The 14479-nt window shown below is 38.0% G+C and carries 11 protein-coding genes; 6 read left to right on the top strand and 5 right to left on the bottom strand.

Annotated features, from left to right (window positions below):
- Positions 1-506 precede the first annotated feature (506 nt).
- Positions 507-1691, bottom strand: a complete 1185-nt coding sequence (locus MSBRM_RS18105) for a glycosyltransferase family 4 protein (protein ID WP_048122490.1) — start codon at positions 1689-1691, stop codon at positions 507-509.
- Between the two features lie 202 nt (positions 1692-1893).
- Between MSBRM_RS18105 and MSBRM_RS18100 the strand changes: the two genes are divergently transcribed.
- Positions 1894-3099, top strand: coding sequence for a glycosyltransferase (locus tag MSBRM_RS18100; protein ID WP_048122488.1), 1206 nt, complete (start codon positions 1894-1896; stop codon positions 3097-3099).
- A 195-nt stretch (positions 3100-3294) separates the two neighbouring features.
- Here MSBRM_RS18100 and MSBRM_RS18095 read toward each other — a convergent pair whose 3' ends face one another.
- From MSBRM_RS18095 to MSBRM_RS18085, 3 genes are all read right to left on the bottom strand, one after another.
- The gene (locus tag MSBRM_RS18095; protein WP_048122480.1) at positions 3295-5283 is read right to left on the bottom strand and encodes a hypothetical protein; all 1989 of its coding nucleotides are present in this window, start codon (positions 5281-5283) and stop codon (positions 3295-3297) included.
- Positions 5284-5468: 185 nt separating this feature from the next.
- A complete protein-coding gene (locus MSBRM_RS18090; RefSeq protein ID WP_048156574.1) occupies positions 5469-6482 on the bottom strand; it encodes a glycosyltransferase family 2 protein in 1014 nt (337 codons plus the stop codon).
- Between the two features lie 22 nt (positions 6483-6504).
- On the bottom strand, positions 6505-7404 hold the full coding sequence (locus tag MSBRM_RS18085; protein ID WP_048122476.1) for a glycosyltransferase family 2 protein: 900 nt from the start codon (positions 7402-7404) through the stop codon (positions 6505-6507).
- 920 nt (positions 7405-8324) lie between these two features.
- Here MSBRM_RS18085 and MSBRM_RS18080 point away from each other — a divergent pair.
- Entirely contained in the window at positions 8325-9212 is an 888-nt protein-coding gene (locus MSBRM_RS18080) for a DUF1616 domain-containing protein (protein ID WP_048122474.1), read from the top strand.
- 2 nt (positions 9213-9214) lie between these two features.
- Complete coding sequence (locus MSBRM_RS18075) at positions 9215-10057, top strand: CPBP family intramembrane glutamic endopeptidase (protein ID WP_048122473.1); 843 nt, start codon at positions 9215-9217, stop codon at positions 10055-10057.
- Between the two features lie 777 nt (positions 10058-10834).
- Here the strand turns inward: MSBRM_RS18075 and MSBRM_RS20930 are convergent.
- Positions 10835-11095 carry a hypothetical protein gene (locus tag MSBRM_RS20930; protein WP_230668978.1) on the bottom strand — a complete coding sequence of 87 codons (261 nt, stop codon included), beginning with the start codon at positions 11093-11095 and terminating at the stop codon, positions 10835-10837.
- Between the two features lie 526 nt (positions 11096-11621).
- Between MSBRM_RS20930 and MSBRM_RS18065 the strand changes: the two genes are divergently transcribed.
- From MSBRM_RS18065 to MSBRM_RS18055, 3 genes are all read left to right on the top strand, one after another.
- Positions 11622-12290: an acyltransferase gene (locus tag MSBRM_RS18065; protein ID WP_048122469.1), complete on the top strand. Its 669-nt coding sequence runs from the start codon at positions 11622-11624 to the stop codon at positions 12288-12290.
- A 63-nt stretch (positions 12291-12353) separates the two neighbouring features.
- Complete coding sequence (locus tag MSBRM_RS18060; RefSeq protein WP_048122468.1) at positions 12354-13436, top strand: DegT/DnrJ/EryC1/StrS family aminotransferase; 1083 nt, start codon at positions 12354-12356, stop codon at positions 13434-13436.
- 45 nt (positions 13437-13481) lie between these two features.
- Complete coding sequence (locus MSBRM_RS18055; RefSeq protein WP_080941608.1) at positions 13482-14420, top strand: UDP-N-acetylglucosamine 3-dehydrogenase; 939 nt, start codon at positions 13482-13484, stop codon at positions 14418-14420.
- Positions 14421-14479 lie beyond the last annotated feature (59 nt).

The following is a 14479-nucleotide window of genomic DNA, read 5'->3' as shown; positions in this document are numbered from 1 at the left end:
ATAATTTGAATAAATTTATACATATTTTCGGATATATTGGGCAAGATATTGCAAATATTAGATTCTTTAAGAATTTGGAGGCTTTATATACCCAAATTAATTTCTGAAAGCGTAAAGAGTAAATATATAATAACGTCTTCAAGGATAAGACAACTTATCAATAAAAAGATTCCTAATCCTTGTTTTAACATCGAAATCATTTAGTATTAATCAAAACAAAATTTATAATTATTTCTGTTATATAGATATTTGTGTAGTAACATTATACACAGTCACGAAATTTGGCAGTATCTACTAAAAAAATTTATTAATTTATGAGTTATTACACACATTTTGACAAAATTTTGCAAAAAAATGGTTATATGAATTAAAGGATTGTAGATTGGTAGTCTACTCAAGCCGGAAAATACTGTAAGATTTAATAAGTACTTTCTCAGCCGCGTTTGTGTTATGAAATGCAGCCATGAATAAAACTGTAGACTTTTTTTATAAGTTATTAAAGTTAATTAAATGATATCGTTGCATATGTCCAGTATCTTTCTTGCAACTCCATCCCAGCTGTGATTCTCAACGACATATCTTCGGCCTTTCTCTCCCATAAGAGCTCGGGTATTTTCATCGAGAAGTAATCTGACTACAGCAGTAGCAAGTTGTTCAGGATCTTCTGGAGTTACGGAAATTCCGCCATCTGAGGCTTCAATTAAATCTTTGACTCCTGAAATACCACTTGCCACAATCGGCTTCCCACAGGCAAGGTACTCATAAGTTTTCAACGCTGAAAGTCCTATTTTTGAGTTTCTTTCATTGATGAAAGGAGCAACGCAAACATCGGCCGCGTTAATGTAGAGAGGAACTTGTTCGTAGGGGATTCTTCCGGTGAAAGTAAATTTATCCGAAAGCTCTAACTTGGAAGCTATTTCCATCAATTTATCCTTCATAACTCCGTCCCCGACAATAAGGAAATGAGTATCAGGACATTTCTCCAGAATTAAAGGAGAAGCATGGATGAGAAATTCAACTCCTTGCCAGGCTGCAAGATTCCCTACAAAGCATACGTACTTTTTTGAGTTTTCAAGCCGCAGTTTTTTTCTTGTCTGTTCTAAACCAAGGGGCTTGAATACATCGGTATTTGCCCCATTGTTAATAACATAGATTTTACTCTCAGGAACAGAGTATAGTCTCACGAGTTCATCCCTGAGCTTATCCGTGACAGAAACAATTCTGTCGCAATGCTTGTAATTAAAGTTCTCAGACCGGAGTGCAAGATGAGAGAAAACTCTATACGCAAAAGACTGTGAATTTGGATCGACTTTTAACTCATCCATAACTATCCCATTGACTTCTACTATTGAAGGAATTTTTAAAATTTTGCATAGAAATATGGGAAAGAACGGAAAAGAATTCTGGCGAAGATAGAGCACGTCAGGCCGATTTCTTATACAAGAATAAAGAAGGTAAAAGGAAAGCATGAATTCGTAAGAGGGCTGTACAAGATATTTATTGTCTATTACAGGCACGCATTTTATCCCTGGAAGAGTACGGTCTACACTCTTCTGTCCGGGTGCAAACAGGACTATATCAGTATATTTTTTTAAATTTCTTAGAAGTTCAAGAATGTGGATATTCGAACCTGATTTAGCATTGAAAGAACCGTAATAAACCAGGAAAATATTATTTACTTTTTTAAACATAGTAGCTGGTTACCAGAATGGGAAAGGTAGTTAATTAGTTTATCCCATAGCTTTTTTTATTATTTTTTCCAGTTTAAGGACGAGGGTTTAGTATAAAATCCATGGACAAGAATTTAATACATTTTGCAGAGAAGTATTTATAGGATTAATTCTCTCCTCTGTCTGCTTTTGATGCATCCGAAGTGAAAACGAGCAAAAGATTATGAAAGTACTGGAAGCATGTCAGGAATTTCCTAACAGGTATTACCCTCAACTTGGGACATTCATAAAACAGAGTATAGACTCAATTGCGAACCAGGGCGTAGATGTTACTGTTATCTCTCCAAAACCCTTCGTCTTTCCCTTTTCCGCACTTCCATATCATAACTTTTTTAAACTGCCGCGGATTGAGCATACCGAAAAATACGACCTTCACTATCCACGTTATATATATGCTGTCCCCAAAAAATATTTTTATCCTGTAACAGGGTTTTCGTACTCTCACTTCATTTTCAAATACGCAATCAAAAATATAAAGCCAGAGCCAGACCTGATCCACGCACACTTTTCATATCCTGATGGATATGGGATGATGAAACTTGCGAAGAAATGGAGAGTTCCTCTCGTAATAAGTGCACTTGGGACAATTGAAAGAAAAGTCGCTTATGAAGGTTCCTATACATCAAAGCAGATTATAGAGGCAATGAATTTTGCAGATAGGATTCTTTCTGTCAGCGAGGATCTCAAGCTCCACATCGTAAATCTGGGAATAAACGAAGAGAAGGTCCATGTGGTTCCAAATGGTGTTGACACCGTAAAGTTCAAACCTGCAGGAAAAGCACATGCAAGGAATCTATTAAACTTGCCGCAAGATAAGAATATCGTCCTATTTGTTGGAGCCCTTAGAAAAATAAAAGGTGTGGACTACCTGATTGAAGCTGCAAGGGATTTTGTGGACACGAACACCGATCTTTTTATGGTAGGCAGGGACGATGGCCTGAGAAAAGGTCTGGAAAAAAGAGCACAAGAGCTAAAAATTGTAGATCACATTAGATTCACTGGACCTGTAAACCATGAGGACATCCCACTCTGGATCTCAGCTTCGGATATCCTCGTATTGCCGTCTCTTTCTGAAGGTAGACCAAATGTAATACTCGAAGCCCTTGCCTGTGAGGTCCCGGTTGTAGCAACCGATGTTGGTGGGATACCTGAACTTATGGTTGATGGGGAAACAGGGTATCTAGTACCAGCAAAAAATCCTGGAGAATTATCCAGAAAAATTAATAAACTGCTTGAGAATAAAAGCCAGAGAGAAAACATGGGGAAGCTCGGGCGTAAAAGCATAATTCAGAGAGGACTGACCTGGGAAGCTCATGCAAAAAAGACTGTGGATATATACTCAGAGCTTTTAGAGAACGCTTCGAAATAAGTCCGAGTCCCCTTAAGCTTACTTTTTTAATTTCTTATCCCTGCTGTAAATCACAGACCGTCAAATCCACAGAATAGCAGATAAACTCGTAAAAGCTTTTACTTATGTACATGCCTGCTGCATCATTTCATCTAGAAGTAAAATGAGTACCGGACAAAAAGTCATCTTTAAATATAAATTTCCTAAAAATAAATTTCAGGGGCTATTTAATCCCTGATGTGGAATATAAATGTCTGTCGATGGATTTGAATATATTTTGTCAAGACCTTTGAGGGTACTTTCTAGCTCAAGCTCGTTTTTGGGCAGTCCCTGATAGAAATAGTTAGCAGTATCTTTCAAGGTGCTTTCCTCACTTCCAAAGTATAGTCCACTCCTGAGAAACTCTCCGGTTCTGAGAACTATATAACCTTTGTATTCAGGGAGTTTATTTACATTACCGATTCTGTAATTATCATAAGATGAGATATTCAATTCCGCAGATTTTGAAGGAATCAGCGGGACATAAAAGAACCTTGAAGCGTAATAATCGGTGTATACCGACTTAGTTGAGGAATTGACAGGAACATACTTGAAAATATGATTAAAGCCGCTTAACTCTTCGGAAGTAAAGTACTCGTGTTTTGCTTCTTGACCAAGACAGCCCGAATCTGAAATACTGTAGACCGAGGAGACTAAAACAAAAATAGAGAACAATAAGATCACTAAGAGAGCAGAGTTCGATTTCTTAGACGAATACTTAGTCATATAATTCCAGAATATATACAATCCGTATCCCATTACAAAGGCCATAAAGGGACTGACGAAAAGCATAAACCGATCAACTCTGAAGAGGACTTTGAATTGCCAGATAGTATTGAGGGGATTGGGGATATAAAATATAAGAGTTAACAGAGCAAATAACCCTAATACGGCAGCATAATTTTTCTTGTAATTTTTCAGGAGAAAACCTATTCCTATCAATGCAAAAAATAAAAATACTGATTTATCCAGAAGTCCTGCTAAATCAGTCAAGCTTTCCTGAAGAACTTCTGAACCTCCGGTAGTTAGAACTATAGAATCCAAAAATTGGCTCTGCAAACGGGGAGCCAGGCTCCTCTGTACAAACACGTATGCGACGAAGAACCAGTAAGCGGCAAAAATGACGTTAAGCAGTATAAAGAAGGGTTTACTGATATAGTTGTTATTCCCTATCACATATTCCGATGCAAGAAGAATTATCAGTAATAGAACGAGCTGTGGAAGGGATACATTGTGAACTAAAGTTAAAAAAACTGCAACAATTACTGAGAGGGTTTTTAAGGATAGTTTATCATTTTTGAAATTGACACTATAAATCAGGTACAATAATACAACGAACATTATGAATGCCATTGTGCGGGTGATTACATTTGTACCATAATAGAGTACGGTCGAACTTACGGAAAAGAGTAAGCATGAGAGGAGTGAGATCTGCCTGTTGTTTGTTATGTAATTAAAAAGGTAATAAAGGAAAATTATGGTTATTACATAGACAGGCGCAGTTACCAGAAAAAGTGAATTCTTTACGCTTATTTTCAAGATTTCAGAAGCTTCTGCAATAAACACATGATAAAGAGGAAAATAAGCATAATCACTTAAGGAAGTCGGAATTATTTTTCCGGTCAGTGCGGTAACTTCCGAAATAAATATATGGGGCAGAATGTCTGTGGTACCGACATAAAAATCATAATTTAAAGTCACACTGAAAATTAAATTACCCGCGATTAAGACAGATTCCGCTAGAATCAGGGAAGGGTTTACGTCTTTAGAGAAAATTTGGAAGAATACAGACAGATAAAGTCCTAAAATAAAGAGGAAATAGTACAGAGGTCTGCTTCCCGGAGACAGCAAAAGTACAACTAGGGACCCAATATAAAATATCCCGAAAAGGTACGTAAGGGATTTTGTACTCAATGATGAAAAGATATCTATATCGTGCAAACTTACATCTTTTTTGTAAATGAACAGTATGAAAAGACAGGAAAGTACTGCAGGTATTCCTGTAAATAGTCCCCGAAGTGCATAACCGAACTTTCCGGTTGCAAACATCCATAAGAAAGTGAATATTACTGCGAAGATTATAGCTAACGGAAACAGAAAAGAAATTAACCTCATTAGACGGTCATTATCTAATCCGTGTCCTGCTTCTTTACTTAATCCGAACATACTATCTCCATGACCTTAAGCAATCATATAATAAATTTAACAAACCCGGCATCCAAACTTCTGTGTTTGAAAATCAGTGAGAGTTCATCAGGGCTTTATTGATTAAGAAGATTTTGCCCTGAAAAGCTTCCCATGTATTCAAGTGTTTCGGTTTCTTTTTAAACAAATGACATAGTTTGTGATTATTAGATATCTGAACAGGAACGGACTTTTGAGATCAAAGGAGAATTTGTAAAGCTGTACAAAAATCCTAGCCCATAAGCAACGTGTTGCACAGGAATAATAAAAAGGGCAAAAAGACCGTATTTTGATTTCATTTTATAGGTAACCTGGATTGAGGTAATAAAGACAAGAATAAAGTACACGGTCACGAGTGCAAGAAGAAGCAGGCCTGGAGTGGAATATTTGATAGACGCGATAAGCAAAATGACTGCCGACAAGACGGCAATCGAAGGCAAAAAAGCATACCAACGGACAAATTCTCCATGCTTCTTGAATAGTTCTGCCATCCACATACCGTACTTAAACATCCTTACGGAAAAGGACTTTGGAGTTCCTCTTCTATGGTGCAGGACCTGTGCATTCGGGATATACAAAAATTTGTTACCCTTCTTACCGATTCTGTAGTTCAGGTCTCCGTCCTGACCCACCACAAACCGCTCATCAAAACCTCCAACTTCCTTAATTGCAGCTTTCTTGTACATTGCATTGCAGTTCGGAAGAGAGATGACATAATGCTTTTTTGTGGAGTTTTTGGACTGAGCCGAACCTCCAGACCCCAAGAAAGATTCCTGAGCATATCCCACCACCCTGCCAAATACAGGATCAGTGTCAAAGATTAGGTTAGGGCCTCCAAAACACACAACATCATCTGGAGAAGCTTGCATTTCATGGACAAGAGTTTTCAACCACTGAGGATCTACCTTACAGTCTCCGTCAGTAAACGCGACAAGCTCTCCCCTGGCATTCTCCACACCAAGGTTTCTTGCCGCAGCAACATTCTTTTTTTTGTTCAAAAGAAGTTTGACAGGATATTTTTGTACAATATCTCGCGTTTTGTCAGTGGACATGCCATCAACGATAATAATCTCGTAGGAATCTTTTTGGTAATCTAGATTAAGAAGTGACTCAATACATTCTTCAATAAATTTTTCTTCATTACGAATACCTACTACTACTGAAACGAAAGGGTATTTCATACAAATTGGCCCCGTTTTGACATTACTGTTTTCGAATATGCTCGTTTAAAAATATCATTCTTGAGATGGCATGTAGTATTATTCCGGTAAACACCATGAAAGCTCCTATAACTGTCAGCATAACCATTAAGAGTGTAGGCCCAAAGCGCAGGGATCCTCCCTGAAGAAAATCCTGTAAAAATATTAATCCCATAAGAAAGCCTGTAGACGTCATAATCAGGCCAGGAACTGAAAAATAATACAAAGGCCGTCTGTACTCCATATCTTTAAGGATGCGGAACAGGACTCTAGGACCATGTATGAAAGGATTCTCACTTGAGCAGTCCTCAAGATCATATCTGCAATGGATTTCCACTTCAGTAAACTTCAATTTATAATCTTTGGCCTGAATCAGAATTTCAGAGCCTGCAGACATATCTGTGCCATTCAAATTTATTTTTTCAATAGCTTTTTTTCCATAAGCTCGAAAGCCGCTTTGTGAATCCGTTACATTCAGACCGCCTGCAATATAGGTTGCGATATCAAGAACTTTCATCCCGAATTTACGATAAATAGGGACATTTTTACCATTGCCATTGACAAATCTTGAGCCGATTACCAGATCAAACCCATTTTTCAAGGGTTCAAGGAGCTTGGGAATTTCGGAGGGGTCATGTTGACCATCAGAGTCGATTATGACCATAGCATTTGCATCGAGCTTACGGGCGGTTTCAAAGCAATTCTTTAGGGCTGCTCCATATCCCTTATTTGTCTCGTGACGAACTACATAGGCGCCAAGAGATTCGGCGATATCGACAGTATTATCGGTGCTTCCGTCATCTACAACTACTACTCTGTCGACGTATTTTTTGCAACCCTTGATAACATCTGCAATGGCATGGGCTTCGTTATAAGCAGGCATGGCTGCAATCGTAATGGCCATATGCAATCATCTACCTCTTTGAAGATAAAGGTGAGAAGTCTCCGTGATAACGTGGTTTACGTGGTTTATTAGAGAAAAATCAGTGAAAATTCCAAATTCTGCAAATATATTTTTCAGAGTCATCGCTCCACAATTTTTAGAGGGTTTCAAAAGGTCTTTTACGGCTACATTTACAGAGAATCAGTTAGGGAAATTGTTCTCCTCTTTTTACCCAAAAGAAGGAACATAAATACTCCGTAAGTGAGTCACAGCATTTAATACAAGACCTGTATCTGTTTTAATATACGAGCTATATAAGCATTTAGACACGAAAAATAATTAATCAGTAATTCCAATTACAAAAAATAGTTAAACTCATATTAGACACTTTTTCTCCGATATAATAGCTTAAAAGGCATCAATTAATTATTAAAATCGATTACTAATAAAATAAAAAATTACACAGATATAAGAACTCAAATACTTCCTTGTTATATGTCAACGTTTACAACCCTGCGGACTCAAATTCTGCAGGCTCAACTTTGGAAATACGTTTAAAAAATTAAGAAGATGAATGGTTAAAAGGCTAAAACTTCTTTCAAGGAAATAGAAATAAAGGGAAAAGTATTTTAAATACAATTCAGGAAAAAGGGAAAGATATTTTATACAACTAGGTAATTGAGTAGATCGGGTTAAAACATTCTTGAAAACGAATATAATTCAGGAAATATATTCTGCTAAATTAGAAGAAAACCGGGATTAAAGCTCGGACAGCTTTCGCCTTTCCGGCGTAACTCTTCGTGATTGAAGACTAAAACAGCCGGTAAGAGGAAATCGGAAGGTTTCCGAAAAACCTCATAAGGGAACAGAGAAATTGGCAGATTAGCCCGAATAACGAAAAGGCTGGGAAGCTAAAAAACATACTTTTTATGAGGAGTTATATGGCCGGAAACCAGAAGTTCCCATCTGACCTGTTGTTAGTAGCAGGCCTTGTAATTCTTATGGATATTTTTGTACTAATTCCTGTACTTAGCGGAAGTCTTATTCGCACAGCTATTGGTCTACCCCTGATACTTTTCCTTCCAGGGTACGCTCTCATAGCCATGCTTTTTCCGGAAAAAAACGGACTTGAAGGGATGGAAAGGATAGCTCTTTCTGTTGCAATGAGCGTCTCAGTTGTGTCTTTGATAGGGTTTGCACTCAGTTATACCTCCTGGGGAATCAAGGAGATGCCTCTCATTACGAGTGTCTCCATATTTACCCTGATCATGCTGGCAACAGCATACGTTAGAAGAAACTATTTACCTGCAGACAGGAAATTTGAGGTACCTTTCCGAGCTCTTGCCCATACTCTGCTATCAGGAATAATGGGAGAGCCGGAATCTAAAACAGAGAAAAACCTCCGGATGATTCTAGCTCTTTCTTTCCTTATTTTGATGGTAACCGGAGTTTATGTCATTCTTGTGCCTCAGGACAAAGAGCCATATACGGAGTTCTATATTCTTGGTCCCAATGGGACGGCTAACAACTATAAAACAGATTACATACAGGGAGAAAGTGGGACCTACTTTATAGGAATTACAAATAATGAGCACCGAACAATGGACTATACAATGGAAGTAAGGCTTAAAAATCAATCGCTGCCTCTTCCGGAAAATCTGCAGCATATTAAAATTGCCAATAATAAGACCCTGGTAGAGCCTCTTGAGGTTACACCTTCAGTTGAAGGCAAGAATATGAAGCTTGAGTTCCTGCTTTTCAATGAAACTGAAAAGAATATACCCTACAAAGATCTGCGCCTCTGGATAAATGTTGGAGAGGAGGTGTGAGGATGGTAGCATTTGAGAGTCCTAATGTGGAGACTCCGGAAGGCATAAAAACGAATATGTCTGAGAATCTGAAGGAAAAAACACCTGTGATCGAAAATAAATGGGTTTATCTAGCAATTCCGATTGTAGCTATTGCCCTTGCGGAACTGATGATATATTCGGGGAGGAGACTCCAGGGCATGGAAATACATGCATTAGTTCTGCTTGGGCTTTCCTTTTCCATAATATATATAAAAAACAAGGACATTCAGAAAACCTATCAGAGTTTTCTCCTTCTGCCGATCCTGCGTCTGGTAGATTTTTCAATGCCTCTTTTCTATGAAGAAAAACTTTACAACCTTATTTTCATATACTGTCTTCTGGCAATTCCTGTAAGCATTGCGGCCATTAGTCAGGAGTTTACTCCCGCGCAGCTTGGGATAACTTCCAAAAAAATAGGAATATATATTCCATTATCAATATTCATGGGCTTTTTATTAGGAGTAGGAGAATATATCATAGTCGGAAAAAATCCTCTTATTCAGGATCTTTCAATCCTTAACCTCATAAATCTCACCATAATTATGGTCTTTCTTGTGAGCCCTATAGAGGAGATGATTTTCCGTTCTATCCTGCAGACCCGGTTAGAAATAGTATTAGGCGGCAGGGAAGCGCTGATAATTACAAGTATTTTATTCGGGTTAATGCATTCAGGATATGGAAGCATTTACGAAATATTTTACATAACCTTAGTAGGTGCTGTTATAGGCTACTTATTTTATGGAACCCGAAGTCTGCCGTTGGTTGCATTAATTCATGGATTTATGAATGTATTCTTTTTCGGGATTCTTCCTCTTCTCCTTTAAACTTTTACGTCCACTAGTGTATTCCAAAAAAGAAAAAGGGGCTCGATCAAATGGAATTAAGCCAAAGGCAAAAGCTTCAATATAGGGGAACTTCTTTTCTGGACTTACTCTCGATTATATAATCAGGAAAAACTCACTCAGGTTTCTATATAATGAGCTGATCCCAAAACTCAAAATGATTTTTCTGAATCCCATATCTACAATAAGTAACAGATCTTCTGATCACGAAAATAATTTTGAAATTTTACTAATTTAAGGATAAAATTAGTTTTGGGATTGACTCAATAGAAATACAGAGTAGAGTAGCTATTAGTAGGTAATATTAGCAGTTCTCTATTCTTTTCGTGTTTTTTACATTTTTTAAAATTAACCAGAGAGTTTAGGTATAAACTGTATTCTGCCAGAACAAAAAAGTAAATGAAACTCATTAATTGCCTTAGTGTCTTGAAAATTTAGTTATTGTCACGTGATAACTGTAAATCATTATATGTTGATAAGAAGCTATCAAGGATCATGCTCAATGAGTAGATTACCATGACACTAGTATAATTGATATTGCCCACTTCAACCGAACGGAGTCAATTACAACAGTCTGTCTTAAAAAAGTGTTATTTTGCCAGAAATTACCTCTTTAGACAAAATTACTGTTATTTGCTCATAATTTAGCCCTCATGAGCGAAGCAGAATGTAGCAAAAAGGGCAGTGCACTGCAGAGCTGCAACTCTGCTGAGATGGAAATAGGGGCGGACACTTAGACGGCAGCCCTCTGAAAAACCATTAAAATAGTGCGACAACCTTAAAGAGAATGATTGCACCAAAGGAAAACATCAGTGGAATAATTCCCATATTCAAAGAAACCTTTACCGTACTTTCCCAGTGTTTCGATGCAGGGAGAAAGTCCCTGAGCAAAAGCAATATAAGTAAAACTGCCGCAGCCACAGATGCGCCTTCAGGAATTCCCGGTGTTACGGTGGTTACTGAGAGCGCACCTGAAGAAACGGAGTTAGACGTGATTAAACTTGTAAGCGTAGTCGGCACTCCTCGAGTTAATTAGTATATTACAGGAACAAATACGCGATAAGATATAAAAATCCTCCTCATACCATTGATAAACATCAAGAGAAGGAGAATTAAACTCGAATTTTGGAAAAAAGTAGGAGGTTACCTTAATAAATAACGAAAGTACTGTGAATTTGAGTTCGCAATCAAAAGAATAAAATTAAAAAATTACATTGTAAAGCTATAAACGCAAAATATAAATTGAATAATTCTTGAAAAAAATAGAAAAGAAACGTAGAAAAATAAACCAAATCATTAAATAATTAAAGGACCCTCTAAACTAAAATTTAAGACTAGTTAGGAAAATCGAAGAGATGGATCTAGAAAAGTAATACTAATTCTTGGGTTTTGTCCTGAGAGTTTGAATTATCCCGAGTATCGGGAACATAATAATGAAAAACTATGAAATGAAAAGCTATGTAAAACTGCAAAAAGTAAGTAGATGTTTTTATGCTCCTACAGAAAGTTTATCTGGCTAAGAAAAACCAGACGAACGGGGGGAACAATGAACTCGACTGAATTTAAAATTCACAATTCTTCTAAGATATACGGAACTTCTGTAATTGGGAAAGACACAGTAATAATGGAAAATGTGATTTTAGGATACCCTGAACACAGGATCCTTATGGAAATCCTGAAGCAGAACATCGAAATTGAAAACTTTGATTTTCCAGGGTGTACCATAGGTTCGGATTCAATAATACGGGCTGGATCAACGATATTTTCCAACGTAAAAACCGGAAAAAACTTCAAAACCGGGCATAACGTAATGATTAGAGAAAATACGGAAATTGGAAATAATGTTCTCATTGGAACCAATGTCATTATAGATGGGCATGTGAGAATAGGAAATAATGTAAGCATCCAGGGAAATGTCTACATTCCAACCAATGTTATTATCGAGGATAATGTATTTATTGGGCCTTGTGCTGTTCTGGCCAACGATAAATATCCTATTCGAAAGAAATACGAATTGAAGGGTCCTTTCTTGAGAAAAGGTGCGTCTATAGGTGCAAATGCCACCCTACTTCCCGATGTTGAAATTGGGGAAGGAGCAATGGTTGCAGGGGGAGCACTTGTGACAAAAAATGTGCCTGCTTGGAAACTTGCAATTGGAGTGCCTGCCAGAATACAAGAACTCCCACAAGATTTAATGAAATTAAATAGGATATAAATTCATAAAAAATCAAGATTAAGTAAGATTAGTTTTATCAAGATTATTAAAAGAGGTTCCAAAATGATTCCAATTGCCAAGCCCCTGATGGGTAAGGAAGAGATTGATGCAGTAACAGAGGTCCTTAGGTCAGGAATGATTGCACAGGGCCCGAAAGTCGAAGAATTTGAATTTGCTTTTTCTGAATACACTGGTTGTGAGTATGGAGTTGCTGTGAGCTCTGGCACTGCGGCTTTGCACGTTTCGCTTCTTGCCCATGGCATAGGAAAAGGAGATGAAGTGATTACAAGTCCCTTCAGTTTTATTGCAACGGCAAACAGCGTCCTTTATACCGGGGCAAAACCTGTTTTTGCAGATATCGAATCAGATACATATAATATAGATCCTGAAAAAGTTCAGGAGAAAATCACTCCAAAAACCAGAGCTATTTTGCCTGTCCACCTATATGGGCACCCTGCAGACATGAAAGCCATAATGGAAATTGCAGAAGATAATAAGCTTATTGTAATTGAGGATGCCTGCCAGTCTCATGGCGCAGAATGCCTTGGAAAAAAGGTAGGCAGCTTCGGAACAGGAGCATTCAGCTTTTACCCTACTAAAAATATGACAACAAGCGAAGGTGGAATGCTCACTACAAACGATAAGGAAATTGCAGAGAAAGCAAAAATGATTCGGGCTCATGGCTCAAAAGTCCGATATCTGCATGAAATGCTGGGTTTCAACCTGCGCATGACTGATATTGCAGCTGCAATCGGACTTGTACAGCTTGGAAAGCTGGATGGATTTACTGCAACCAGGCAAAAAAATGCAGAGATTCTCTCAGCAGGGTTAAAAAGCATATCAGAAATTGCACCTCCAGTGATAAGAGCCGACGACACCCATGTGTTCCACCAGTATACAGTTAGAGCACAAAAGAGAGATCAACTGGCAGCTTTCCTGAAAGAGAAGGAAATCGGAACGGGAATCTATTATCCGATAACTATTCACAAGCAACCTGTCTATAGAGAACTTGGATACAAAGATTCCCTGCCTGTCTCGGAAAAGGCAGCAGAAGAAGTTATTTCTTTCCCTGTACATCCTGCATTATCCAGAACCGATTTGCAGGAAATAATTGAAGCGACCAAAGAATTTTATGCAAAGGATTGATTAGTTTTCCAGTCACTGCATTCTCAAAACCAGGAAGTGAGACTTTTGATTAAAGTAGGAGTAATAGGTACAGGTGCTATGGGGCAGAACCACGTAAGGATTTACAGTGAAATGAATGACGTGGAGCTTGCCGGAATCTCGGATGTAGACCAGAAGCGTGTTGAAGCAATGGCTACGCAATTCAAGACAAAAGCCTTTACAGATTATAAGAAAATGTTAGCCGAAGGGCTTGATGCAGTAAGTGTGGTTGTGCCCACCAAATTGCATAAGCAGGTAGTACTTGATGCTCTTGAGGCAGGCGTACATGTCCTTGTAGAAAAGCCGATTGCAGATACGACTGAAAACGCGGACCTGATGATAGCAGCTGCAAATAAAGCGGGAAAAATCCTTATGGTTGGGCACATTGAGCGCTTTAATCCAGCAGTTATAAAACTCAAAGAGATTATAGATTCAGGCATTTTGGGAAAGATAGTCTCAATTTCAACCAAACGAGTGGGGCCCTATAACCCAAGAATAAGAGATGTGGGAGTAATCCTGGATATTGGCGTCCATGATATAGATGTGATCTCATATCTTTACGGCAAGAAAATAAATAGTGTTTATGCAATTGCAGGTGCCGATATTCACTCATTTGAAGATCACGCCTCAATTATCCTGCGTATGGACCATAATTTTGCAGGAGTTGTGGAAACAAACTGGCTGACTCCGCACAAGATAAGGCAGTTAACAGCGATAGGAGTTAAGGGAGTTGCTTATTTGGACTATATTAATCAGACAGTACAGCTCCATGATAACGAATGGATAAGAAAAGCCAAAGTAGAACATAGCGAACCCCTGAAAAATGAACTCACCTATTTTATAGAGTGTGCTAAAAAGGGTACAAAACCTAGTCCCTGCGGAGAAGACGGAAAACACGCCCTTGAAGTAGCAATGGCAGCTATAAAATCCTATCAGGAAGAAAGATTAATTGAAGTAGGACAATAAGTCGGAAAAAACTCTGAAAAAGTAAAGTCTCGAAAACTTTTGAAAATGAAAATGGTTTG

This window comes from Methanosarcina barkeri MS, from assembly GCF_000970025.1.
GTDB classification, from domain to species: Archaea; Halobacteriota; Methanosarcinia; order Methanosarcinales; family Methanosarcinaceae; genus Methanosarcina; species Methanosarcina barkeri.
The sequence above is the reverse complement of the archived record's forward strand: the minus strand, read 5'-3'. Positions and strand labels throughout refer to the sequence as shown.